Annotated in this window: 27 protein-coding genes and 1 riboswitch; of the genes, 20 read left to right on the top strand and 7 right to left on the bottom strand. The window is 36.8% G+C overall.

What is annotated here, in order from left to right; genetic code table 11:
- The first annotated feature begins 367 nt into the window (after window positions 1–367).
- The 3 genes from ACQKN4_RS21990 to ACQKN4_RS21980 all read left to right on the top strand — a co-directional run bounded on the left by ACQKN4_RS21990 (window position 368) and on the right by ACQKN4_RS21980 (window position 1,433).
- Entirely contained in the window at window positions 368–535 is a 168-nt protein-coding gene (locus ACQKN4_RS21990) for a hypothetical protein (RefSeq protein WP_427484802.1), read from the top strand.
- Between the two features lie 5 nt (window positions 536–540).
- Window positions 541–690: a tyrosine-type recombinase/integrase gene (locus tag ACQKN4_RS21985; RefSeq protein ID WP_427484801.1), complete on the top strand. Its 150-nt coding sequence runs from the start codon at window positions 541–543 to the stop codon at window positions 688–690.
- Window positions 691–890: 200 nt separating this feature from the next.
- A complete protein-coding gene (locus ACQKN4_RS21980) occupies window positions 891–1,433 on the top strand; it encodes a DUF6241 domain-containing protein (RefSeq protein ID WP_079563617.1) in 543 nt (180 codons plus the stop codon).
- Between the two features lie 55 nt (window positions 1,434–1,488).
- Here the strand turns inward: ACQKN4_RS21980 and ACQKN4_RS21975 are convergent, their stop codons facing one another.
- The gene (locus tag ACQKN4_RS21975) at window positions 1,489–1,653 is read right to left on the bottom strand and encodes a hypothetical protein (RefSeq protein ID WP_427484799.1); all 165 of its coding nucleotides are present in this window, start codon (window positions 1,651–1,653) and stop codon (window positions 1,489–1,491) included.
- Window positions 1,654–1,968: 315 nt separating this feature from the next.
- Here ACQKN4_RS21975 and ACQKN4_RS21970 point away from each other — a divergent pair, with 315 nt between their 5' ends.
- The 11 genes from ACQKN4_RS21970 (at window position 1,969) to ACQKN4_RS21920 (ending at window position 13,039) form a co-directional block, all read left to right on the top strand.
- Window positions 1,969–3,306, top strand: a complete 1,338-nt coding sequence (locus tag ACQKN4_RS21970) for an AAA family ATPase (RefSeq protein ID WP_079563618.1) — start codon at window positions 1,969–1,971, stop codon at window positions 3,304–3,306.
- Window positions 3,299–4,030: a hypothetical protein gene (locus ACQKN4_RS21965; RefSeq protein ID WP_079563619.1), complete on the top strand. Its 732-nt coding sequence runs from the start codon at window positions 3,299–3,301 to the stop codon at window positions 4,028–4,030. Before ACQKN4_RS21970 ends, ACQKN4_RS21965 begins: the two co-directional genes overlap by 8 nt.
- 394 nt (window positions 4,031–4,424) lie before the next feature.
- Window positions 4,425–4,934 carry an RNA polymerase sigma factor gene (locus ACQKN4_RS21960; protein ID WP_170939059.1) on the top strand — a complete coding sequence of 170 codons (510 nt, stop codon included), beginning with the start codon at window positions 4,425–4,427 and terminating at the stop codon, window positions 4,932–4,934.
- A complete protein-coding gene (locus tag ACQKN4_RS21955) occupies window positions 4,934–5,479 on the top strand; it encodes a hypothetical protein (RefSeq protein WP_079563621.1) in 546 nt (181 codons plus the stop codon). The genes ACQKN4_RS21960 and ACQKN4_RS21955 overlap by 1 nt, the downstream gene beginning before the upstream one ends.
- Complete coding sequence (locus ACQKN4_RS21950; protein WP_427484798.1) at window positions 5,479–6,033, top strand: hypothetical protein; 555 nt, start codon at window positions 5,479–5,481, stop codon at window positions 6,031–6,033. The genes ACQKN4_RS21955 and ACQKN4_RS21950 overlap by 1 nt, the downstream gene beginning before the upstream one ends.
- A 121-nt stretch (window positions 6,034–6,154) precedes the next feature.
- Window positions 6,155–7,444, top strand: coding sequence for a LysM peptidoglycan-binding domain-containing protein (locus ACQKN4_RS21945; protein WP_427484805.1), 1,290 nt, complete (start codon window positions 6,155–6,157; stop codon window positions 7,442–7,444).
- A 139-nt stretch (window positions 7,445–7,583) separates the two neighbouring features.
- A complete protein-coding gene (locus ACQKN4_RS21940; protein ID WP_427484797.1) occupies window positions 7,584–9,818 on the top strand; it encodes a YcdB/YcdC domain-containing protein in 2,235 nt (744 codons plus the stop codon).
- A 226-nt stretch (window positions 9,819–10,044) separates the two neighbouring features.
- Window positions 10,045–10,479: a MarR family winged helix-turn-helix transcriptional regulator gene (locus ACQKN4_RS21935; protein WP_079563624.1), complete on the top strand. Its 435-nt coding sequence runs from the start codon at window positions 10,045–10,047 to the stop codon at window positions 10,477–10,479.
- A 50-nt stretch (window positions 10,480–10,529) separates the two neighbouring features.
- Complete coding sequence (locus tag ACQKN4_RS21930) at window positions 10,530–11,507, top strand: ring-cleaving dioxygenase (protein ID WP_427484796.1); 978 nt, start codon at window positions 10,530–10,532, stop codon at window positions 11,505–11,507.
- Between the two features lie 94 nt (window positions 11,508–11,601).
- The gene (locus tag ACQKN4_RS21925) at window positions 11,602–12,219 is read left to right on the top strand and encodes a nitroreductase family protein (protein ID WP_079563626.1); all 618 of its coding nucleotides are present in this window, start codon (window positions 11,602–11,604) and stop codon (window positions 12,217–12,219) included.
- Window positions 12,220–12,496: 277 nt separating this feature from the next.
- Window positions 12,497–13,039, top strand: coding sequence for an NADPH-dependent FMN reductase (locus ACQKN4_RS21920; protein ID WP_079563627.1), 543 nt, complete (start codon window positions 12,497–12,499; stop codon window positions 13,037–13,039).
- Between the two features lie 350 nt (window positions 13,040–13,389).
- On the opposite strand, the gene ACQKN4_RS21915 is transcribed toward ACQKN4_RS21920, so the two are convergent.
- On the bottom strand, window positions 13,390–13,986 hold the full coding sequence (locus ACQKN4_RS21915) for a biotin transporter BioY (RefSeq protein WP_079563628.1): 597 nt from the start codon (window positions 13,984–13,986) through the stop codon (window positions 13,390–13,392).
- A 166-nt stretch (window positions 13,987–14,152) separates the two neighbouring features.
- A riboswitch (cobalamin riboswitch) is annotated at window positions 14,153–14,344 on the top strand.
- Window positions 14,345–14,607: 263 nt separating this feature from the next.
- Here ACQKN4_RS21915 and ACQKN4_RS21910 point away from each other — a divergent pair.
- Window positions 14,608–15,654, top strand: a complete 1,047-nt coding sequence (locus tag ACQKN4_RS21910) for a FecCD family ABC transporter permease (protein WP_079563629.1) — start codon at window positions 14,608–14,610, stop codon at window positions 15,652–15,654.
- Window positions 15,655–15,660: 6 nt separating this feature from the next.
- Window positions 15,661–16,455, top strand: coding sequence for a heme ABC transporter ATP-binding protein (locus ACQKN4_RS21905; RefSeq protein ID WP_079563630.1), 795 nt, complete (start codon window positions 15,661–15,663; stop codon window positions 16,453–16,455).
- Window positions 16,456–16,838: 383 nt separating this feature from the next.
- Here the strand turns inward: ACQKN4_RS21905 and ACQKN4_RS21900 are convergent, their stop codons facing one another.
- The 3 genes from ACQKN4_RS21900 to ACQKN4_RS21890 all read right to left on the bottom strand — a co-directional run bounded on the left by ACQKN4_RS21900 (window position 16,839) and on the right by ACQKN4_RS21890 (window position 18,155).
- Window positions 16,839–17,153 carry a DMT family transporter gene (locus ACQKN4_RS21900; RefSeq protein WP_079563631.1) on the bottom strand — a complete coding sequence of 105 codons (315 nt, stop codon included), beginning with the start codon at window positions 17,151–17,153 and terminating at the stop codon, window positions 16,839–16,841.
- Window positions 17,153–17,506 (bottom strand): DMT family transporter, encoded by a 354-nt coding sequence (locus ACQKN4_RS21895; protein ID WP_079563632.1) that lies wholly within the window; start codon window positions 17,504–17,506, stop codon window positions 17,153–17,155. Before ACQKN4_RS21895 ends, ACQKN4_RS21900 begins: the two co-directional genes overlap by 1 nt.
- Before the next feature lie 70 nt (window positions 17,507–17,576).
- Window positions 17,577–18,155 (bottom strand): TetR family transcriptional regulator, encoded by a 579-nt coding sequence (locus ACQKN4_RS21890; RefSeq protein WP_427484795.1) that lies wholly within the window; start codon window positions 18,153–18,155, stop codon window positions 17,577–17,579.
- A gap of 147 nt (window positions 18,156–18,302) precedes the next feature.
- Here ACQKN4_RS21890 and ACQKN4_RS21885 point away from each other — a divergent pair, with 147 nt between their 5' ends.
- From ACQKN4_RS21885 to ACQKN4_RS21870, 4 genes are all read left to right on the top strand, one after another.
- Window positions 18,303–18,473 carry a hypothetical protein gene (locus ACQKN4_RS21885; protein ID WP_427484794.1) on the top strand — a complete coding sequence of 57 codons (171 nt, stop codon included), beginning with the start codon at window positions 18,303–18,305 and terminating at the stop codon, window positions 18,471–18,473.
- A 77-nt stretch (window positions 18,474–18,550) separates the two neighbouring features.
- The gene (locus tag ACQKN4_RS21880; protein WP_079563656.1) at window positions 18,551–19,717 is read left to right on the top strand and encodes an endonuclease Q family protein; all 1,167 of its coding nucleotides are present in this window, start codon (window positions 18,551–18,553) and stop codon (window positions 19,715–19,717) included.
- A 195-nt stretch (window positions 19,718–19,912) separates the two neighbouring features.
- Window positions 19,913–21,535: an S-layer homology domain-containing protein gene (locus ACQKN4_RS21875; protein WP_427484793.1), complete on the top strand. Its 1,623-nt coding sequence runs from the start codon at window positions 19,913–19,915 to the stop codon at window positions 21,533–21,535.
- A gap of 537 nt (window positions 21,536–22,072) precedes the next feature.
- Complete coding sequence (locus ACQKN4_RS21870; RefSeq protein ID WP_427484792.1) at window positions 22,073–22,441, top strand: ion channel; 369 nt, start codon at window positions 22,073–22,075, stop codon at window positions 22,439–22,441.
- Window positions 22,442–22,494: 53 nt separating this feature from the next.
- On the opposite strand, the gene ACQKN4_RS21865 is transcribed toward ACQKN4_RS21870, so the two are convergent.
- On the bottom strand, window positions 22,495–22,782 hold the full coding sequence (locus tag ACQKN4_RS21865; protein ID WP_079563636.1) for a DUF2653 family protein: 288 nt from the start codon (window positions 22,780–22,782) through the stop codon (window positions 22,495–22,497).
- Window positions 22,770–23,231: a hypothetical protein gene (locus ACQKN4_RS21860; protein WP_079563637.1), complete on the bottom strand. Its 462-nt coding sequence runs from the start codon at window positions 23,229–23,231 to the stop codon at window positions 22,770–22,772. Before ACQKN4_RS21860 ends, ACQKN4_RS21865 begins: the two co-directional genes overlap by 13 nt.
- Window positions 23,232–23,505 lie beyond the last annotated feature (274 nt).

The raw sequence follows: 23,505 nt of genomic DNA, 5'->3' as shown, positions 1-23,505 counted from the left end.
CGTATATTTAGTATAACGAGATTTTTTTGTGAAATGAACAAAAAACCCCGAATAGGGTCACTTTTTAAAGTGTCCACTATTCGGGGTTCAGTTCAAAACAAGAGGAGTGTTTTTTTTGTTGCTTAAATTTGCATATCAAGACTTTTTAGATGATAGGAAATTTAAAAACACGAGCAAAGCAAATATTCAAAACTACAAAACGCTTTTAGGCAAATTCATTGATTATTGCACTTAGAACCAAGTAATAAATGTTGAGGATATTACTTATAATCATGTCCGACAACATTTGATTGTTTGCCAAGAAAAAGGTGATAAACCAAGCACAATTAATACCAAAATTTTGAGAATACGAGCGTTCTTGAATTACATGATTGAATGTGAAGTCATTGCGAAAAATCCTGCACATAAGGTCAAAATGCAAAAACAGGATACTAAAGTTGAAGTTTTTACGGACGAACAGATTAAACAAATGCTCAATTTCTATAGACGTATCAAAAGACGTGAGAAAACATACATGGCAATCGTGACTACTTAATCATTGTGTTGATTCTTGGCACAGGTATTAGGAGAGGTGAAATTTGTAATTTGCAATGGAGCGATGTTGATTTCGCAAATAGGTCAATATCAATCTTTGGGAAAACAAGAAGGAAAGAAACGATGCCGATTACGGACAAGTTGGCGAAATTCTAACGAAACGTTATGTACCTAGCAAAATGCTAGCCACCCACGATTTTGGCTTGATGTGTTTATTAAACACTTCGGAACAGGTGCTCTCTAAAACGGTAAGTACCTATTGTACCTCGTTTCAATCTTCTGTTATTATTAAACAAATTACATAAAATAAACCAAAATTTCATACTGAATACAAATTATAAGTGAGGTTTAATAATATGCAGAGAAAAACAAAATCGGTTATCGTCATTATTGTAATAATGGCCATTTTTGGTGGGATTTTTGGTTACATCAAATTCACTGAACAAATGGAGAAACCTGTTCCTGAAAAAGAAAAAGCAACTGTTGAACATAATGGAGTAATTCTTGAAAGTAAAACTGTTACAAAAGAAGAGTTGCTTTATCCTGACAACTTAATAGAAAACAAAGTGAACGAAGCCATTCACAGCATGTCTCACCAAAAGGTTGAAGCTAAAGTAAAATGGGGTCATGAACAAATAACACAAGAAAAAGTTGACCGATTGTTGGAAATTTCCCAAAAAAGCAATTATAAATATAAAGAACTTTATATTTCAATATTGGAAAGATGGTCGGAAGGTGATTTTTCAAACGCCGTTGACGAACACAATTCCATATGGCAACTTCAAGGTGGCGATGAATCAAGAAATTCAGGGAAAGCAATTCGTTTGCTATCGCCCGAGGAAGAAGCACAGTATGTAGAACACAATTTAAAATATGATTTATATGATGGCACTCATTAATGAGAGAAATTTTCTATTTGTACGCCATTTACCAGTCTGTTATCATAATTAATTACTAAAAATCCACCAAATTACTACGTAGATATACTAGCAGTTGAATGTGAGGATTCAGTAGAATAGATAACACTACTTCATGTTCTGTCTTAACACCAGAAGCAGTAGTAGCAGATATTCCAGAACCAGCATCAGCAATGCCAGCTATGTCTGGTATGGGCGGCATGCCAAGAATGATGTAACCTACAGCTCTAGCTAATAAAAGCACTTCTCAATTTGAGAAGTGCTTTTTTGCTTTTTTCGGAACCAGGTAAAACGGAATGTTAATAACAATATCGTCGAGATTTAAATACGGATTGGCTAATGAAACACATCTTTCTTCACTTTTCTTCTCTACATATGCCTTCTATTATGATCGTTGTTGGCATTAAAATAGGTACATATTCGATAAAGATATAATTCGTTAAAGTAGAAAATGTTATAAAATATATCAAAATTAATTATAATAGAAGAAAATATCATTTAAAGGATGTTTAGATAAATGGCCATTATAAAAATCAAGAAAATTAAGATACAAAATTTACGAAATGTACGACATGGCGAAATTGTTTTAACGGTGAATTTTGAGACATTTTTTAAGGCTAACGTTGTAGGTTTATACGGACAAAACGGTTCAGGGAAAACAACTATTGTTGATGCATTTGGCTTGTTAAAGGCACTGATCTCCGGCTGGATTACTGAAATAAAATTACCGTCTCAAGAAAAGAGATTAATTATGGCAGGAGAGGATACGGCAAGTATTGAGTTTGAGTTTCTTGTAGAAAATCCATTTGGCACTTTTTTTCTTAATTATTACGTAGAGTTACAAGAAGATCAAAACAGACTGTACACAACGGAAGAACGTATAGCTTACAGAGAGAATGAGAAAGGTAAGCGTTCAAAAATTCTAATTAATGTTACAGAGGAAGACATACAACTACGTAAAGCTACTCTTTCTGATATGAATGAAAAAACGCGTATCCAATTACTAGTCATTCATCAACTATCTAAAAAACAATATACGTCCTTTATCTTTCACAAAGATTTAAAGCCATTATTACAAGACAGATTGTCAGAGCTAGAAATGCAATTACTTCATAATTTAGCAATAGATTTTAATCGAGATCTACATGTTGTTAATAATCAAAATATCGCACCATTATTTGAGGAGCGCAGCATGCCATTTAGTATCCATCTAGAAAAAACTCGTGGTTCTATCCCTTACAATTTGAAAGGACCAGCGTTATTGCCAGAGGATACGTTTAATGTGTTATGTGAAGTAATAGAACAAAGTAATCGTGTATTATCAGCGATTATTCCGGGTCTAACTATTAAGATTAATGTCATTACAAAACAAACGATGGATAATGGAGAAAAAGGAGTCCGTTTTGAATTTTTATCACAGCGAGGGGAGCGCGAATTACCACTAAGAACAGAGTCAGAAGGGATTTTGAAAATTATTTCTGTACTCAGTGTGCTCATTGCCGTTTATAATAACCCGAATGCTTGTGTAGTAATTGATGAGTTAGATTCTGGTGTTTTTGAATATTTATTAGGCGAGTTGTTAACAGTGATTGATGAGGACGGAAAAGGCCAGCTTATTTTTACGTCTCATAATTTACGCGTGTTAGAGGTGCTTGCTATTAAAAACTTATGGTTTACGACAACGAACGAGGAACGTCGTTATATGCAGCTAAAAGGTATTAAAGAGGTAAATAATGCTCGAGATGTTTATTTACGTGCAATCCAGTTGGGCGGACAGGATGAAGAGGTTTATAAAGAAACGAAGATATTTAAAATTAAGCGTGCCTTTAGAAAAGCGGGTGTCCAGCATGACTAAAAAAGTTCTTTTAATTATTGTAGAGGGGCAGACGGAGCAAATTGTTTTAGAGGATTATCTAGATGAACATTTTGCAAATTCTACGATTCGCTTTGATGTACAACGGGAAGATATTTTAACGAAGTGGGATGCCAATAAACGGATACCTAATATTAAAAATAGCGTTACGCGAGTGATTCAGAACTATTTGCAAAAGTATAAGTTTTTAGCGAAGGATTTAACTGCTGTTGTTCATATTACCGATGCAGACGGTTGTTTTATTGACCCCGAATTTGTCAAAGTAAAGGAAGATATTGAGCAAAAACTATACTATACAGAAGATGCAATATTGGTGAAAACTGAGAAGCGTAAGGAACAAATCGAGCAACGCAATGAAATGAAGGCGAATAATGCCAAAATCCTTGTGGCGAATGATCATTTTAGCATTCAGCGATTAAGAATACCGTACCAGCTATTTTATTTTTCTACAAACTTAGAGCATGTACTATGGAATGAGCGCAATGAAATAGCAACGGAAAAGGTGCAAAAGGCAGATGAATTTATGGACAATTTATCGAGTTCTATAGAAGAGTTTTTAAAAGACTATCTTCCAGTTAATGCAGAGCTTTCGTATAAAGAAAAAATGAAAATGAGCTGGTCATTTTTAATGGAGGGCTGTAATTCGTTACAACGCGGAACGAACGTGCCGTTATTATTTGAGATGATTAAATCAGATGTACAATAAAGTGTAACTTTAATCAGTGGGGTCCACATCTTCCACTGATTTTTTGTTTCACCAATAAGGCTTTAATGGGTAGTTTATGCCTATGCCCTCCATAATCGTTGGAGGGCATTTTATTGTTTAAAAGACAAAATATAAAAAGAGCAACATGCCAGAAGATACATAGTTGATTGTAGTGGAGACTGGACATCGCCCAGACGGGAATAACTTCGCTAATTCCTCCACAATAACACTACGCATATCCATTTTAGAATGGCTTGCCTCGGAATTGACACTACCAACCTGATTAATATTTACAACGAGGTGTTTTACGCTAGTTGTGAAAATAATTTGAAAAAGTGTAACAAATAATTAGTTGCGACGACTTATTTGTAAGTGTAGAAAGTGGGGTGAAGTTTTGCGTCAGGATATATTAAAAATTGAACATTTGTACGATTGTTATCATCGTGATGTGTATCATTTTGCGCTTTATTATACAAATAGCAAACAAGAGGCAGAGGATATTACACAAGAAACGTTTTTTAAGGCGATGAAGCAGTTACATAATTTGAAGGATAAAGATAAAGTGAAAATTTGGCTCTTATCAATCGCACGGAATACAGCAGTAGATATACATAGAAGGCAGAAAATAAAGCGTTTATTAACAGAAAAACTTAGCTGGCAGCCCGTCTTGAAGGAAGTACCAAAGCCTTTAGAGATTGTGGAGAAAAATGAGCAATGGCAGGCAGTACAAGAAGCATTAATGACATTAAAATCACATGATCGGACAATCATTATTTGCAGAATGCTAAAAGACTACACGATACAAGAAACAGCAGCGATAATAGGTATCTCGGAAGTCAAGGTACGTGTTGATTTTCACCGAGCAATGGCAAGGCTTCGAAAAAAGGTTGGGAGGGATGATTGATGGAAGAACGTGATTACGATTTAGTTGACGCACTAAAAAAACGCCCTGATAAAGATCCAGATATAGATTTCTCAAATCAATTACGTCAAGAACTCGAAATGACTCATATAAAAAAGACAAAAAGATTTACTATCGCAACCATACTAACCGTTCCAGTGACGCTAGTTGTTCTTCTATTTGTATTCAGCATTGGTACAGGACAATCGTTCCATTTGAAAAATGCAGCACAGTTAACTATCAATCCGGAAAAAGATCTTACTAATATAGTGTGTATGTTCCTCATGCTTACGCTCTCATTGTTTATTTTGTTCGTTTATTACAAAGGACTTACGAAGGGAAGACTTGTCTACATGACATTTTCTTTGTCTTTCTTGGCATGGGTAGGGAACCTAGTTTATGCAGAGCATCAAAATATGGATGAACCTATTGTACAACCAAGCTATAGCGAATCCTACGATTATACGAGTAAGCAGTACTATTTAGATGAAATTCAACAGGAACATGGTAACTATTTGATGAAAACAAATGAGAGGGGTATGAAATAATGAAAAATCCTTACGATCATTTATTTAACGGGGTGTGCTTTGTTTTTGTAGATTCAAGTTTTTTCGGATTACCGGATATGTTCCCAGATTTTATTGGATATATATTTTTTGCATATGGTATTCACTTACTGCCAACGTTCCATAATTTAAAGCGTTGGTCGAAAAACTTCGCTATTATTTTGGCGGTAATGACATTTTTCTTAGAGCTAGGTCAATGGCTAGGACATAGTATACTAGGTGAAATTGGTGTACAGTTTATGCAATTTTTATTCATCATCTTCATGTATTGGGTTTTTCAATTATTATTACACATTCATAATAATAAACCTCTTGAAGTTAAAACATTTAAAACATACCAGAAATTCATGGCATTTATGCTTTGCGGTTTTGTCATACAGGCATTTTCAATAAATGTTGATACAAGTATGCGAGAAAATGTTCATTTTATAGGTTCTATACTTCAGTTGTTTGCTTATTTTCTATTCATATTCTATTATCGAGCGTGTCATAAATACTATAAAAAAATTAATGGTAATAAGGTTCAGTCGCTGTAACAAGCGATGGATCTTTTTTTTGTTTTAGGGAATCTGTGCTTACTGAGTAATGACATCTTTTCCTTTTCTAATTCATAAGCTTTATAGGTGTAATTTTATCAAGCAAGAAGGAGGCACTGTCATTCAAATACATGTTGTACGGGCAGGGGAGTCCATATGGGGTATTTCGCAGGCGTATGGGACAACAGTTCAAAGTATTGTAGATGCCAATCAAATTCCTGAACCGAATCGATTAGTTGTCGGGCAAGCGCTTGTAATACCGATTGTCGGAAATTTTTATTATGTTCAGTCAGGGGATAGTTTATATTCAATCGGCCAACGCTTTGGCATTAATTATTTAACACTTGCTCAAGTCAATAATATTAGTCCGAGTCAGCCTTTATCGATGGGTATGCGACTTTATATTCCACCTCAACCAAAAACAAAAGCTGAAACATTGGCGTATTTAGAGCCGAGAGGGACATTCGTTAGTGAGGCATTATTGAGCCAAGCAAGAGAAGCGGGTCCGTTTTTAACGTATCTAGCTTTATTTAGCTATGAGGCAAGGCGGGATGGAACGCTTAAGAGTCCCCCGAGTCAAGGGGTGACGCAGATTGCTAATGATACAGGAGCTTCTCTAGCGATGGTTGTCTCAAATTTGGAGAATTTTAGTTTTAGCGGTGATTTAGCGCGAGATATTTTTCAAAGTACAGCAGTACAGGATTTGCTTTTTAGTAATATTCTTGAAGAGGCAAAGCGTTTAGGAAGCGTTAAAGATATTCATTTCGATTTTGAGAATTTGCCGGGCGATCAACGAGAAGCGTATAACAATTTTTTAAGGAGAGCGGTGAGTCGATTCCACCCACAAGGCTATACCGTATCGACAGCACTAGCCCCAAAAACAAGTGCTAGTGAGCGTGGTCCATGGACGGAGGGGCATGACTATAAAGCACATGGAGAAATAGTGGATTTTGTTATGTTAATGACTTATGAATGGGGGTATTCTGCAGGGCCACCTATGGCTGTATCGCCACTTCCCGAGGTAGAGGCGGTTGTAAAATATGCAGTAAGCGAGATACCTCGTAACAAAATTATACTTGGACAGAATTTATATGGATATAACTGGACATTGCCTTTTGTACAAGGGGGCCCGAATGCAGAAGCAATTAGTCCACAAAAAGCAATTGAGATTGCTAAAAAATATAATGCCGCTATTCAGTTTGATTTGAGATCTCAAGCTCCGTTCTTTGAATACTATGATGAGCAAGGTAGAGCACATGTGGTTTGGTTCGAGGATGCAAGATCTATTCAAGCGAAGTTCAATTTAATCAAAAGGTACAACCTTAGAGGAGTGGGCTACTGGAAATTAGGTCTACCGTTCCCGCAAAATTGGCTATTGATCGGATCAAATTTTGATGTAGTAAAGAAATGAGAATCTTAAGGAGTAAATACTTTCTCTGCAAAAGGAGCTCATTCCCTTTTCTAATAAATATTAATTATCTGGAAATGACATTTCCATTTATGGAAATATATATTATAATAATGGTAAATGATATTTTAGGAGGTATATTTTGGATAAATTCAAAAAGTTAGGTATCATACTAGCGTCTACTGCATTTTCAGTGGGTGTAATTTCGCCAATGGCACAAGCTTCAGCAAATGTAAAAGAATCACAAGAGAGAGTTGCAATCCAAGTAGCTTCAACAGAAACAAAGGTTACAAAAAGTGAGCTTATTAAGCAATTGAATACATTATTCCCAGGCAAGTTCAAATTTGTATCAGAGAAAGATTTCTCAATGGGGGAAGCGCATTACTTTAATGATGATGCTACAATACGCTATGACTTAAGCTTCCAAAAGACAATCAATGGCAAAGATGTTTTTGGTGATTTTACGTTTAAAGGCGAAAATTTAGAATTAGAATATTTCCACTATCAACCTGCCAATATAGCGGATGCATTGTATCCAGTGAAGTATTCAGAGGCTGAGGCAAAGAAAATTGCCCAAGACTTCTTAAAGAAATTGCCGAATACTGCAAATTACAAGCTTCGTGAAGACGATTGGTTTGGTGATTTTGGTTTTAGTTTTAGTCGACCTTTATCTGAACCAATTACGTATTCATTCAATTATTCGCCAACACATAATGGTGTACCATTAAGTAATGAGAATCTCAATATTACTGTTCTAGCAAATGGTGAAGTTGTAAGTATGTATCGTAATACTGAGTCAACTAGTAAGGCAACATTTGATAATGTAGTTCAGAAAAAGAATGAATCAGATATACTTGCACAAGTTCGCGAAAATTTGTCAGTAGATTTACGCTATATGGTGGATTATAACTACCAAACAGGCGAATCTATTGCGAAGCTTGTGTATATGCCACCAACAAACTTCACGGGTGTGCATGCATTAAATGGGCAGTGGCATACATTAAATGGTTTTACTTCTCAAGTACCAACGGCAAAAGGTGTAGAAAAACTGGCATCGCAACCACTTGAACCTAGAAAGAAGGACGTTACAGTAGCAGAAGTTGAAGAGTTAGCTAAGTCTTTCTTGAAAGTTGATTCAGACAAAGTGAAGCTACAAATTGAGTCGGTTAATGAAAGAGAAAATGACAATGGTGAGACAATTTATTCAGTGAATTATATGTATCATTTAGCAAATAGTGGCTATGGCGCATCATTCGAAGTGAACAAGGCAACGGGTGAGATTACAGACTACTGGGATATACGTAGAGATTTCATGGAGACAGATCAGAAAGTTGAACCGATCGCAAAAGAAGCTGCTTTAGCAAAAGCGATAGACTACTTAAAAGAGTGGGCTCCGTCCTATCTTCATAACTATTCAAAACCAATAGAAGAAACAATATATGATAAAGATAGTAAACGTTATTACTTCTCCTTCCCACGTATTGTCAATGGTATTGCTGTAGTAGGGGATGAAATTTCTGTAGGTATTAGTGCAGATGGGAAATTAAGTTCATTAAATATTAGTAATCACAAGATTGATAATTGGCCAGCTGTGAATAAAGCTATTCCTGCTGATAAAGCAAAAGAAACGTTCAATAAGGGGCTAGGCTTGGAGCTTCAGTATGCAAAACAGGATGGCGAGGATAAACATCACTATGATTTAGTATACTCTCCAGTTTATGATGGAAGCTTATTCAATAGTATTGATGCAACAACTGGTAAATGGCTTCAAGATGTTGATGATGCCAAAGAAAAACCAGCTATTTCACATCCAACAGCTGGAGGAGAATTAAATTATTTACTACAACAAAATGTATTAGAAGTTAAAGACCCAGCGAACTTTAACGCTGATACAGCTGTAAACAAGGGCGAAGCTTTGAAAATTTTAGTTAAATCATTAACATACGGATATTATGATTTTGGTCCTTATGGAAGAGGTGACGAGAAGCAATCCTTTAATAACATTGACAAAAAGCATCCATTATATGGAGTCGTTGAACAAGCTGTAGGCATGAATATTATACAACCTGCGGATCAATTTGCAGTAGATAAAGAATTGACTCGTCAAGAGCTTGCAGAATGGTTAGTACGTATATTAAATTTAGAGAGTGCTGCTAAGCATAGTGACATTTACAAATTAAACTTCGCTGATGCAAGCTCAATTAAACAGGAATACGCAGGTTATATTGCTTTAGCAAGTGCGATGGGTCTAATTGATGGACAGCAAAATAAATTCAATGCTACTGGGAAAGTGACGTATGCAGATTTGGCGATTTCTACAGTTCGTCTAGCAAAGGCTATTAATGAGGAAGACAACGGCCGCCATTACTACTATTAATCAGTAATCGATATATGAAGGGGCATCTCCTATTTTAGGGGATGCCCTTTTTAACTTCTTTCAGCAGTTGTTTTCTGTACCGAAAGCGAAACGGCAGTTACAAATATGACGAGGCATAATTGATGATTACAGTAAAACAAAAGGATTGCCGTTAATAATTTTATATGTTATTATTATCTCGAATTAAAGATAAATTAATTCGAAGTAAATGAGAAGAGGGAGTCGTATGAAGGAAAACAATCGTAATTTAAAAGCTTTTACGGTCTTGTTCCGGGCGTATCAAACGATTCAGGATGCAACAAAGAGAGATTTACTTCAATACGATTTAAATCAAACCGAATTTTCAGTACTTGAGTTTTTATATCACCATGGTGAGCAACCAATTCAAGTGATTGGAAAGAAAATTTTAATTGCAAGCAGTAGTATTACGTATGTTATTGATAAGCTCGAACAAAAAAGTTTTGTGTATCGACGAGCTTGCCCAAAGGATCGTCGTGTCACATATGTTTTATTAACATATGAAGGACAAACGTTGATGGAAGAAATATTTCCAAAGCATGAACAAAAAATTAATGAGATTTTTGAAGTATTAGATCAACAGGAGATGGACACAATGATCCTGTCTTTAAAAAAGGTTGGTTTAAACGCAGTTGAAAAATAAAAAATTTTACGTATATATCTCGAATTCGAGATAAATAGGAGGAACATAAAATGAATCATTTAAAAGGAATTCACCACGTTACAGCTATTACAAGTAGTGCGGAAGAGAATTATAAATTCTTTACTTATGTATTAGGGATGCGATTAGTGAAAAAAACAGTAAATCAGGATGATATCCAAACATATCATTTATTCTTTGCAGATGATAAAGGTAGTGCTGGTACTGATATGACATTTTTCGATTTCCCAAACATCCCAAAAGGTGTGCATGGAACTAATGAAATTTCCAAAACTTCATTCCGCGTGCCTACAGATGCGGCATTGGACTATTGGGTAAAACGTTTTGATCGATTAAATGTTAAACATACAGGTATACAAGAGCAATTTGGCAAGAAAACTTTATCATTCGTAGATTTTGATGATCAGCAATATCAACTTATTTCTGATGAAAACAATACAGGCGTTGCATCAGGTACTCCATGGCAAGATGGACCGATTCCTCTTGAGTATGCAATTACAGGCTTAGGTCCGGTTTTTATAAGAGTTGCTAATTTTAAATATTTCAAAGAAATGCTAGAAAAAGTGATGCTCTTTACAGAAATTGCAGAGGAAGAGGATTTCCATTTATTTGAGGTTGGTGAAGGCGGAAACGGTGCACAAATCGTTGTAGAGTTTAACGCAGTTTTACCAGTAGCTCGTCAAGGCTTCGGTACAGTACATCATGCTGCATTCCGCGTAGATGATCGCGCTGTATTAGATGAATGGACTGAACGATTTGAAAGCTTTGGCTTCAATACTTCGGGTTATGTAGACCGTCACTTCTTTGAATCACTTTATGCGCGAGTTGCACCACAAATTTTATTTGAGCTAGCTACTGATGGTCCAGGATTTATGGGGGATGAGCCTTATGAAACATTAGGTGAAAAGTTATCGTTGCCACCGTTTTTAGAGCCAAAGCGTGCACAAATTGAAGAGCTTGTTCGTCCTATAGACACTGTAAGAAGTACGATTACGTTCGATAAAGAATAAGAGTAATATTTTTAATTCCATTCAGTAGAGAAACACAAGCCTCGCTGAATGGAAATTACATATTTTTGAAAGAAAATGATTGGAGGTCAATTGGATGGAATTTGCAAAGGTAATAGATAAGCGTCGTTCTGTGAATAATTTTATAGAGGGCATTAAAATGAGCGAAGAAGATATACGTCCCATTTTGGAGGATGTCAAACTTGCTCCATCTGCCTTTAATTTACAGCATACTAATTACATCGTTGTTTTAGATGAAGAAAAAAAAGAAAAAGTAAGAGAAGCGGCATATGGGCAGTATAAAGTGCACTCAGCCTCAGCGGTTATACTTGTTTTAGGAGATAAAGAAGCCTATAAAAATACTGCTAACCTTAGTCAAGGGATGGTAGACTTAGGCATTATTAATGCTTGTGAGTTAGAAAATCTTGTCGAAGAAAATACAAAATTTTATGAAGAGCGCGGCGAGGAGTTTAAGAAAGCGGAAGCCATTCGTAACGCTTCACTTTCAGCTATGTTATTTATGTTGGCAGCCAAAAATCGTGGATGGGATACATGTCCAATGATTGGCTTTGATCAGCAACAAATGAGAGCCCTTTTTAATGTTCCGGAAACACAAGAAATTGCGCTAATGATTACAATTGGTAAGGAAAAAGAAAGTAGTCGTCGCTTGCGTGGTTATCGTAAACCAGTTGAAGAATTTGCAACCTATTATTAAAAGAAGCTGTATAAAATAGGGAGTTTCACAAATGGTAGGTTTGTGGCCAGTTGTGGGTTACTTTTGTTAAAGCGTATACTATGTAAATAAGTTGATTGGAGTGGAGGCTGGGCGACTTCTTGGGGATTAGCGTCACAGATGAGACCCTGGAGCGAGCATCGCGAGTGAAGCGGCTCATCGGACGCCCCCAGGAAAGCGCCCAGCCGGAACGGAAATCAACCACACGTTTTGGTGATGATCCAAATAATAAAGTAATGCACATTTAGGAGGAAATATTGTGAAAGTAGTAGCAATCGTAGGTAGTATCCGTAAAGAATCTTATAATCTGCAGTTAGCGAAATTTATTCAAAAGCGTTATGCGGAGAAATTAGATCTTGAAGTATTAAGCTTAAATGACCTACCAATGTATAACCAAGATATCGAAAATGAAGCACCGCAAACAGTATTAGATTTTAAAGCAAAAGTAAAAGAGGCGGATGCCGTTCTTTGGCTGACTCCAGAATATAATGGTACAGTGCCAGGTGTTATGGTTAACGCCATCGATTGGTTATCTCGCGTTGATAAAGTAATGATTGGCAAGCCATCATTCATGATGGGCGCATCAATGGGTAATTTAGGTACTGTTAAAGCACAATTACACTTAAGAGATATTTTATTCTCACCTGGAGTAAATTCACCATTGCTTAGTGGTAATGATGTTTATATCGGCGCAGTACACACTAAATTTGATGCTGAAGGCAATTTAACAGATGAGGGTACTATTAAATTCCTAGATGTAGTTATTGCTAACTTCTTAAACTGGATGAAAACATACGTTTAAAAATAAAAAACTTGAATCAGCACCGAAACGTGTGGATGATTTCCGTCCCGACTGGGCGCTTTGTTGCTGACGCTGCTTTCGCACAGAGTAAAGCTTCCTGGGGGCGTTCGATGAGCCGCTTCGCTTCGCTGCAGGGTCTCGGGCCAACACGATGTTGGTCACGAAAGCGTTATCACAGGATGTGATGCTTTTAGCCTTCGTTCCCCTATCGCTGATCCCCGAGGAGTCGCCCAGTCTACACTACAATCAACTATAAACGTTTTAACAAAAGTCATTTACAACTTTTGGTGATGAACCAAAAACTGTCCAATTAAGTATGTTATATACTTTTGGACAGTTTTTTTATCTCTTTATTTAATTGGAATTATTTTCAATACCTTTTGAAGACGGTATGCAAAAATACCCGCGAATATAGCTAAAATAATATCCTTTGGCAAAGGAGGCATCATCCAAAGCCATGCTATTTTATAAGTGAAAGCATCAGGCGCACTAGCCCATAGCTTATAGGCAAAGTACATCCAATTTGTCCCTAGTAAATAATTAATAGCAGTTGCAACTAATGCAGCAACTATATAGCTTTTCTTCGTTCCACTGCGTTCTACAATAAGCCCTGCGACAAATGCAGCTAATATAAAAGAGACAATGAAACCAAATGTAGGACTTAAAATTTGTCCAAAGCCACCGCTGAATCGTGCAAATACAGGTGCGCCTGCTAAACCGATGCACATATAAACAGTACAAGCGAGAGCCCCTTTTCTACTACCGAGAATAAGTCCCGCTAAAATAGCGAAAAATGTTTGCAATGTGATCGGTACTCCGCCTACAACCATGAAAGGTACAATGGACGTAATATTAGCTCCTATCATCATTAATGTTGAAAATAGTCCAATGTATGCAATATCTACTGTTCTTAATTTTTGATGTGTATGTTCCACAACGGTTGTCATTATTTCACCCCTAGAAAGTAAAGTTGATAATAATAGTGTAAAAAAATAAAGTTTTTGTGTCAACTTGATTATTATTTCCGGTTAACGTAAAGGTGTTTTTTAACTTGATAAATGATTGATAGTATAGACTAACTATTGAAATATATGATAGAATTGTCATAATTTTAAATTATTCGATGCTAATGGTGTGACATCTTTTACAAAGTGTCACTTAAAAGGGAAGTCGGTGCAAATCCGACACTGTCCCGCAACTGTAACGAGGAGTTCTATGATGACTTAGCCACTGTTCTAGGATGGGAAGGCAATCATAGGTGCTTTGATTCGAAGTCAGGAGACCTGCCATTTAGTTATATTCCTGTAATGCCCACGAGGATGAAAGCGATTACGGACAATAGTAGAAGATAATCTAACTATGTTTAACTTCTTTAAGCGGGTGTCCAAACACACGCTGAAAGACGCGATTATGCCGAGGTTTAATTGATTCTAGGGTATTTCCATGCGCATGTGTATGGAATACCCTTTTTTCTTTCATTTATCTTCGTTCTGCTAATGTTAGCGAAGCATCAGCTACAATTACGGCTTGGTGAAATTGATGTTTAATGATTAGGAGTTAATAAACAGATGAATAGAAAATTTATGTTACTTTCAATGACCCTTTTTCTAGTACTTATAATTTCAATGACAATTGCAATTATGGTTGGATCGGTTTCCGTTACACCACTTTATGTATGGAAGGTTATCCTTTCTAAAATCCCTATTATACAAAGCTCAATCGTACAAGATTGGAGTCGCTCACAGGAAATTATCATTTGGCAAATAAGGGCTCCGCGTGTATTACTCGCTGCTATCGTCGGAGCAGGCTTGGCAATTGCAGGAGCAGCTATTCAGGCACTCGTTCGTAATTCAATTGCAGAACCATATATTTTAGGGATTTCTTCTGGAGCGACGGTTGGTGCCACAGCTGTCATCATTTTAGGTGCCTTTTCATTTCTGGGCGTTTATGCTCTGTCCGTATCAGCTTTTTTAGGCTCTCTCACAGCAATGGGGTTAGTTTTCTTCTTATCACATGTTGGCGGTAGAGTGTCCGTCTTTCGACTTTTACTTTCAGGGATGGCGGTGTCATTTATTTTATCTGCTATTTCAAATTTTATCTTAATGCTGTCGAAGCAAGAGGGGGGAATGAAGGCAGTCATGTTTTGGATGCTAGGAAGCCTAGCAGGTGCGAAATGGAGTATTCTTGTAATTCCTGCAGTCATTTTTATTGTAGTATTTGCCTTGTTATGGCTCAACTATCGCAGCTTAAATTTATTACTTCTTGGAGAAGAAGCAGCAGTTACATTAGGGGTTAACTTACAACAATTTCGAATACAGCTTATTTTATTAGTATCATTATTAACGGGTGTGCTGGTTGCTGTAAGTGGCTCAATTGGGTTTGTTGGTTTAATCATTCCACATATTGTACGGCTAATTGTAGGTTCAAATCATAAGTATGTCATACCGATTAGCGCATTATTAGGGGGGATCTTCTTAGTTTGGGCTGATGCACTTGCTCGAATATTAATTGCCCCTGAGGAAATGCCGATAGGAATTATCACGGCTTTTTGCGGAGGTCCATTTTTCATTTGGCTGCTACGTCGTAACAATTATTCTTTCGGTGAAGGAGATTAAAAATATATGACATTAGAAGCGAAACAAATATCATTCTCCATTTCTGATGAACGCATATTACATGAAGTAAATGTTCAAATAAAGGACAAGCAATTTGTTGGGTTGATCGGTCCTAATGGTAGTGGGAAGTCAACGCTATTAAAGAATATGTATCGTTTGTTAAAACCAGAAAGTGGAACAGTGTTATTAAATGAACAAGATATTCTAAAGCAATCGAGTAAAAATATAGCTAAAAATCTAGCAGTTGTGAGTCAAGAAACACCGGTCTTATTCGATTTTACAGTGCATGATTTAGTGAGTATGGGAAGAACACCCCATAAAAAACTATTGGAGCTTGATCAAGAGCAAGATTTTCAAATCGTAAAGGATGCACTGAAGCAAACGGGTATCGTTCATTTAGAGAAACGTAGCTATAGCTCTCTTTCAGGTGGCGAAAAAAAGCGTGTGATGGTTGCACGTGCCCTTGCTCAGCAAGCACAAGTGCTTATTTTAGATGAGCCAACAAATCATCTAGATATTCAGCATCAATTGCAGCTTATGGATCTAATCCAAACCTTACAATTAACAGTTGTTGCTGCAATCCACGATTTAAACATTGCGGCTATGTATTGCGATCAAATTTATGTTTTACAGCAAGGTCGAATTGTTTGTTTTGGCACACCAGAAGAAGTACTTACACCGGCATTATTACAAGATGTATTTGGGGTTTATGCCGATATTCAAACACATTCACTGACAGGTAAGCCATATTTAACGTATATCCCAGAGCAATTCACGAAGGAAGCTTTAGAAACTACATAAAGTGATTGATATATCAAAGCCTATTATGTCAAAAAAATTAAGGTTGTAATTATGGTTTTTGGCAAAGCGAGGGGTTGATTTCCGTTCCGACCGGGCGCTTTTTTGCTGACGCTTCGCTTTCGCACAGTTAAAACATTTGTTGTTGCTGCCGCTTCGCTTTCGCACAGAGCAGAGCTTCCTGGGGGCGTCCGATGAGCCCCAAGGAGTCGCCCAGTCGTAACGAAGATCAACCACTGTATATAGTATATATCTTCTGGCCTGTCACTCTAATTAATAGTGATAAAATCCTCAAGATACACTATTTACATAGTTATAAAATAAATTTTCAACGAAAAAGTTTATTTCAAAAGGCTTATTCACAGTATTAAAGAATTGAAGTCAAATTAAGATACTGCTTTTAAGCCTGCCACACCAATGATAATGGCGATGATACTAATAATTCGCGTCAGGTTTTTAGATTCACCGAAGAATATAATATTCACGAGAACAGCCCCAACTGTACCAATACCAATCCACACTACATAGGCAATGCTTAACTGTAGATAGTTAAAGGAGGTATATAAAAGCACAAAGGACATACCAAAGCCGCCAACATATATTAATAAATTACGTATAGTTTTGTTCTGACTATAAAAGCGTAAACCTACAACACCGATAATTTCTGAAATTGCGGCTAATAAAACAAGTAACCAGCCCATTATGCATTAGCTCCTTTCTTTTCATCATAATCTTTCGAAGGGTTATCAGCTAAATTAAGACCGATAACACCCAATACTAAAATGAACATGAAAATTCCTTTAATCGTATTAAACTCACCATCGAAAATAAAAATGTCCATTAATGTAGTACCAATCGCACCGACCCCTGCGAAAGTCGCATAAACTGTGCCAGTAGGTAGGTTTTCACAAGCCTTCGATAAGAAATGAAAATCCAATGCAATTAAGGACACAATAATAATCCAATGCCACCAAGCACCGGCAACATTAAAACCAAATATCCAAAACAATTCAAACAAACTAGTTAATCCAACATAAATCCAATCTTTTTGCATAGTTATTCCTTTCATTTATCCATGATTATGACTGACATTCAGTCATTTTTAGTGTAAAAGAGAACGTCACTTAGGCGTGACGTAAACCGAGTGCATGATGTAAAAAGTCGAGGAGCTCAAGCTTTTGAAGTCTAATTGTTTCTTCTTCACTGTCATCATACAAGTAAATTTGTTCAGCAGCAGATTCTACTAGACCGATGATAAGTTTAGAAGAACGTGTAGTGTTTAGAGATTCACGTATCGTTCCTTCTTGTTGAGCTTCGTATAAGAAATTATTCATCCATTCGTAATAGGGAGCATATATATTTTCCCATTCTTTCATATGCTCGGTTTGTGTAATACCAGCATAAATAAGTGCAAATACATCTCGATATTCCTCTGTTAGAGAAAAAACAATATCTACTAACTTTTCAAGCCGCTTTGCAAAAGGCTCCTGTGTTGAAATACCATCGTTTATATCAGCAATAATTTTCTCAACCATAACTTTTGCGATGGCAGGCATAACTGAAAGCCGTGATGGGAAATAAAGATAAAATGTCCCTTGCGCAATACCTGCAGCTTTTACGATATCTGAAACCTTTGTCTTTTCAATTCCTTTTTCACGAAAAACTTCAATTGCAGCTTGAATAATTTTCTCTTCTTTTGACATGGAATCCCTCGCTTTTAGCCTGCTTATTTATTATGTTACAAAATAGCTGAAATAAAGTCAATGAAAAATGACTGACAGTCAGTCATTTATTTCGTGTATATATGTTTCTTGTTTAGGGAACTTTATTCGTGAAAGGATTTGATGAAAATGGAAGAGATAAAAATTGCGCAACTAAATCAGCAACAGCTTGAAAGAATTAATGAGCTAGAAAAGAACATTGGGGTGACCTTAGTAGCCTATTATTCTTCAACAATGTCATCACAGGGCTCGGGTGCCTTTGAGTCAAATAATAGTACTCACAGCAATCATCCATCATAATTACGAATAAAATGCCTTGCAGCAATGTGAGGTTTTTTTATTTCACTTTAAAGAGTGGATAGGGGTTGGTTACAATGATGCAGGATTTCTATGCAGATTTACATATTCATATTGGACGCACTTCAAGTGGGCGTGCTGTTAAAATAACTGGCAGTAAAACGTTAACATTAGCAAGAATTTTAGAGAATTCAAGCGCAAGAAAGGGACTAGAGATTATCGGGATTATTGATTGTCATTCACCAGAAGTAATGGATGAAATGGCAAAGATGATAGAACAGGGCGAATTGAAGGAGCTGGAACAGGGGGGACTTCGTTTTCAAGAAACTACACTTATTCCAGGTTCTGAAATTGAGATTTATGATCAGCATTGCCTTGGACCCATCCATGTGCTTGCTTATTTTCCAACACTTTCGCTTATGAGGGAATTTTCAGACTGGATGTCTAATCATATGAAAAATATCCATTTAAGCTCTCAGCGAATTTATTGCGATGGGCGCACATTGCAGCAAAAGGTTCATGAATTAGGCGGTCTTTTTATTCCTGCCCATGTCTTTACACCATTTAAAAGTTTGTTCGGTAAAGGTGTACATCGTAGTTTAACAGAAGTTTTTGACCCTCAGCTTATAGATGCGATAGAGCTTGGGCTAAGCTCCAATACTGATATGGTGAGTAACATTAGAGAATTGCAAGCATATACATTTGTCAGCAATTCTGATGCACATTCACTTGGGAAAATTGCACGTGAGTATCAAAAATTGAGACTTTCTAATGCAAATTTTACAGAATTAAGGATGGCGCTTCATGAGCAACAAGGTCGAGCAGTAACAGCCAATTATGGTTTAAATCCTTTGCTTGGTAAATATCATCAAACCGTCTGTGCAAAATGTGGTGAGCAACTCAGCAACTCGACAATAATTTGTACAAACTGCGAAAGCACGCAAATTATAAAAGGGGTTGCAACACGCATAAAGGAGCTTTCAGAGCAAGGAACTGATAAACGTGCACGACCACCATATATTCACCAAGTACCACTAGACTTTATTCCAGGATTAGGGCCGAAAATGATGGAACGATTAGTACAAGCATTTGGTACAGAGATGAACATCTTGCATCGAGTTACGCTAGAACAACTCGAACAAATCGTGCCACATAAAATTGCCAAGATGATTGAATTAGCAAGAACGGGGCAATTGACAATCGAAGTTGGTGGTGGCGGCATTTATGGGAAGGTTCAGCTGGAATAAAAAAGGTTCATCACATAGGCGCAGTTCACTGATCCCCAAGGAGTCGCCCAGTCGGAACGAAGACTTGGCGTACATTTTAGCAAACGTCATCACAACTTTTGGTGATGACCACGAAAAAATAATTACGCTTTTTTAGCCTATTTCCATCTCCTGTATATTAAAATAGTAATTAGTGAAATTTGGAGGAGTGAGGGTGTGCAATCATCAAAGAAATTTCGGTTTTTAGCGGCTAGCATTCTGGCATGTCAATTAGTAGTACCAATAGGTGTAAATGCTGAGGAACAAAGAGACTACATAGCGCCAAGTTGGGTAGTTCAAGCAGATTATGTGGCACTGGGTGATTCCTTAGCACATGGTATGAATGAGGTTGGTATGATTGGGTTAGGTTACACGGATTTTGTTGCACAAGCTTTACAGCAAGATGGTTTAATTACGTCTTATAATAAGGGTTTTGCCAATTCAGGCTATACAACGAGTGATATATTAAAGGATATACAAAATAATGTGGAAAAGTCAGTGGTAGGATTCGGTTATCCAAGCGAGAAGGCAAAGGTTCGCACATCTATTAAAGAGGCTGAAATTATTACACTAACCGTTGGTGCCAATGATTTAATACCTATTTTAGAAGAGTCTCAGACAACAGGCATTAATGCAGCAATGATGCTAAAAGCTTCCCAGGGAGCAATAAAAAATATTGCTGCTATTTTAGAAGAAATTAAGAAGCTTAATCCGAATGCTCAAATTTATGTGATGGGCTATTATAATTCTTTTCCGTACTATAGTGAGGATGTACAGCAACAATTTAAAATGCTATTAAAAGTTATGAATGCAACGATAAAAACAACTGCTGAAAAAGCGGGTGCCATTTTTGTACCGACATACAATATTGTAGCAAAAGATGTTCCAAGCTATTTACCAAACCCTGATAATATTCATTTAAGTGAAGCAGGCTATTTAGCAGTAGCGAACGAGGCGTTTTTACCAGCGATTAAAACAAGTACGTTATGGGATGTATCAAAAACGATCCAAGCAAACATGATGGATAGTACAACGGTAAAAATAAGCTGGCAGGAAGCAAAGGATAATGTAGGTGTCACTAGTTACAAAGTATATGTAAACGGTAAGCTGACATTTACACAAGATGCTGCAATAAACGCTATAACTTTGGATAATTTAATAGCGAATACAGCATATACAGTAGCAATTAAAGCGGTTGATGCGGCTGGGAATGAAAGTGTTCAAAGTCCAACAGTTACTTTTACTACTGGAAGAACTTTAAGCTTTCCTGATATAGAAGAGCATTGGGCAGAGGGGTTTATATTGAATGCAGCTGAAGCGGGTATTATGAACGGTTATCCAGATGGTACGTTTAAGCCTGAGCAATTTTTAACTCGTGCAGAGGCCGTTTCGATGCTTGTTAGAAGTCTCGGTTTAACGACGAAGGAACAGGCACCATTTACAGACATTGCAAGCTATGATGTCGGAACTCAGTCAGAAATTGCAGCAGCTTATGCATATGGGCTAACTAAGGGGATGGATGGGACGTTTAACGCAGGGCTGCCAGTTACTCGCGCTCAACTAGCAGTAATGATTAATCGTGCTTACGTATATCAGCAAAAGAAACCTTATGTGGTGAAAGGGAAAGCTCCATTCTCAGATATTGCCTCTTATGATGAAGAAACAAAACATGCAATCACTATGTTGTATGAACAAGGTATTATTATAGGTAGTGAAGGGGGATTTTTACCCGAGGCTCCTACAAAACGTGGCCATGCAGCGAAAATATTTGTGAACTTTAATAGTCTATTAAAGAAATGAAAACATTCAAGGTAGAGGTTGTGAATAGAAACCTCTACCTTTAGGCGTTTGCATATGTTATTTTTATTGCGATGGATATCTAGTACAATTTAGGAGTTCCTCATTCAAAGTTTGGGATGATGTTTGTTGGAAAGTTTACCATATGGATCAGTTGATCTTCGTTACGGCTGGGGACTCCTTGGGGATTAGCGATTTAGAGGAACGAAGGCTAAAAGCATCACGTTTTGTGGTAACGCCTCCGTGACCAACAGCAACAACAAAAGCGGCTCATCGGACGCCCCCAGGAAGCTCTGCTCTGTGCGAAAGTGAAGCGTCAGCAACAACAAATGTTTTAACTGTGCGAAAGCGAAGCGTCAGCAACAACAAATGTTTTAGCTGTGCGAAAGCGAAGCGTCAGCAACAACAAATGTTTTAGCTGTGCGAAAGCGAAGCGTCAGCAACAAAGCGCCCAGTCGAAACGGAAATCAACCGTTATGGCGAGAAACGAATTTAGAGTTGTAATAACGCTGGAGTGAAAATGGATCAAAGGAGAATGCGATGCTGTCATTTATTTTATCTGCGAAAAGATTGTTAGTAGGCATGTGGAAGTCATTCAAGCGTCCGCAGTTTCTATCTTTGTTTACAACGTTATTTTTTATCATTCTTTCAGGGACAATGTTTTATAAAGGAACGGAAGGATGGTATTGGATTGATGCCATGTATTTTGCAGTAGTGAGTTTAATTCCAACCGGTGTTGAGACGGGATTGTATCCTACTAGTAATTTTTCAAAGATATTTACGATGATTTATTTAATCGTTGGAACAGGCGTCATGTTTATTACGCTATTAATGCTCGGCAGATCAATAGTCGATTTTACAATTGAGGAAGAAAAGAAAGAACAAGCAATACAACGTCTGAAAAAATAAAAAAGCAGTTCAATAAATCTATAAGATTTACTGAACTGCTATTCTTTACTTATTTACGATAGTCTAGCAATAATGCCTTCTTCATCGTCTAAGACTAATTCGATTCCTGTTGAAAATGGATCACCATGTAGGACGTCTTTAATCCATACACGTAGTGCGCCAATCATTGCTGATGTATTGAACATCTCGACTTGACCATTCGTTTCAACTTCTGCACCGAAGCCCGCGTCATCATCGTATGTTAGTTCTACAAATACATCCTCAGGGCGAATGTTTTTATAGTAAGCCTGAGATAAGCAAATTGCATTAATTATATCTTGCTCATTAATTATTTGTGCCATTGTGCTTCCTCTTTACGCTTTTTATCTTTAAACATATTAACAATTTTTACAACTAGCATTATGATAACCATGATGGCTGCAACGTTAATTAATAAGCCTAAAATATTACCAAGCATACCCATACCACTGAAAAGACTTCCGAATAGTAAGCCAGCTAAGCCACCAAGCATTAAGCCTTTCATAAGACCGCCTGAGAAGAAGCCGCCTTTCTTAGCTGTTGAATCCGTTTTGTTTGTGCTTTTATTTGTTGTTGCATTATTTTGATCTTTAGATTTATCCTGAGATTTTTGGAAATTTGAGCTATTGTTATTATTATTGTTTGAGAAGCCTTTTTTACCTGACTTATAGGATTTAGCTTCTGCAGTTGGTGTATCTGAGATGAACAATGTTGCACCTACAGTTGCAAACATAAGTGTCGCTGCAAAAAGAGCGGCAAGAATTTTTTTCATTACTTACATTCCTCCAATATAATTTTTAGTTTTGTCATAAACTAATCTAATAGTAATTTTACATGAACCATCTCAAAAAATAAAATAAACGCTTTCATCAATTTATGTATATGCACAAATTTGAACAAGTAGTGACAATGCTAATCCAAATATTGGACATGCATTACGTATATCGTTAATTGTAGTGAGGTTGGACGTCCGCCACTAGTAGGAACGGAAATCAACCTCGAGTTAAGAGGATAAGCCTTAAAAAGGGTATATGGAAAGAAAGGAG

The sequence above is a fragment of the Lysinibacillus sp. NPDC093692 genome (assembly GCF_050280125.1).
In the GTDB taxonomy this organism is placed as follows: Bacteria; Bacillota; Bacilli; order Bacillales_A; family Planococcaceae; genus Lysinibacillus.
Note: the sequence above shows the minus strand (reverse complement) of the source record. Positions and strands in the feature narration are given on the sequence as shown.

Coding starts and splice junctions, on each gene's coding strand:
- ACQKN4_RS21915 (WP_079563628.1), bottom strand. CDS start 13,986: ATGACAACCGTTGTGGAACATACACATCAAAAATTAAGAACAGTAGAT.
- ACQKN4_RS21900 (WP_079563631.1), bottom strand. CDS start 17,153: ATGGGCTGGTTACTTGTTTTATTAGCCGCAATTTCAGAAATTATCGGT.
- ACQKN4_RS21895 (WP_079563632.1), bottom strand. CDS start 17,506: ATGCAAAAAGATTGGATTTATGTTGGATTAACTAGTTTGTTTGAATTG.
- ACQKN4_RS21870 (WP_427484792.1), top strand. CDS start 22,073: ATGCTGTCATTTATTTTATCTGCGAAAAGATTGTTAGTAGGCATGTGG.
- ACQKN4_RS21950 (WP_427484798.1), top strand. CDS start 5,479: ATGAAAAATCCTTACGATCATTTATTTAACGGGGTGTGCTTTGTTTTT.
- ACQKN4_RS21885 (WP_427484794.1), top strand. CDS start 18,303: ATGGAAGAGATAAAAATTGCGCAACTAAATCAGCAACAGCTTGAAAGA.
- ACQKN4_RS21970 (WP_079563618.1), top strand. CDS start 1,969: ATGGCCATTATAAAAATCAAGAAAATTAAGATACAAAATTTACGAAAT.
- ACQKN4_RS21860 (WP_079563637.1), bottom strand. CDS start 23,231: ATGAAAAAAATTCTTGCCGCTCTTTTTGCAGCGACACTTATGTTTGCA.
- ACQKN4_RS21905 (WP_079563630.1), top strand. CDS start 15,661: ATGACATTAGAAGCGAAACAAATATCATTCTCCATTTCTGATGAACGC.
- ACQKN4_RS21890 (WP_427484795.1), bottom strand. CDS start 18,155: ATGTCAAAAGAAGAGAAAATTATTCAAGCTGCAATTGAAGTTTTTCGT.
- ACQKN4_RS21990 (WP_427484802.1), top strand. CDS start 368: ATGATTGAATGTGAAGTCATTGCGAAAAATCCTGCACATAAGGTCAAA.
- ACQKN4_RS21910 (WP_079563629.1), top strand. CDS start 14,608: ATGAATAGAAAATTTATGTTACTTTCAATGACCCTTTTTCTAGTACTT.
- ACQKN4_RS21980 (WP_079563617.1), top strand. CDS start 891: ATGCAGAGAAAAACAAAATCGGTTATCGTCATTATTGTAATAATGGCC.
- ACQKN4_RS21925 (WP_079563626.1), top strand. CDS start 11,602: ATGGAATTTGCAAAGGTAATAGATAAGCGTCGTTCTGTGAATAATTTT.
- ACQKN4_RS21930 (WP_427484796.1), top strand. CDS start 10,530: ATGAATCATTTAAAAGGAATTCACCACGTTACAGCTATTACAAGTAGT.
- ACQKN4_RS21880 (WP_079563656.1), top strand. CDS start 18,551: ATGCAGGATTTCTATGCAGATTTACATATTCATATTGGACGCACTTCA.
- ACQKN4_RS21955 (WP_079563621.1), top strand. CDS start 4,934: ATGGAAGAACGTGATTACGATTTAGTTGACGCACTAAAAAAACGCCCT.
- ACQKN4_RS21975 (WP_427484799.1), bottom strand. CDS start 1,653: ATGCCGCCCATACCAGACATAGCTGGCATTGCTGATGCTGGTTCTGGA.
- ACQKN4_RS21865 (WP_079563636.1), bottom strand. CDS start 22,782: ATGGCACAAATAATTAATGAGCAAGATATAATTAATGCAATTTGCTTA.
- ACQKN4_RS21965 (WP_079563619.1), top strand. CDS start 3,299: ATGACTAAAAAAGTTCTTTTAATTATTGTAGAGGGGCAGACGGAGCAA.
- ACQKN4_RS21935 (WP_079563624.1), top strand. CDS start 10,045: ATGAAGGAAAACAATCGTAATTTAAAAGCTTTTACGGTCTTGTTCCGG.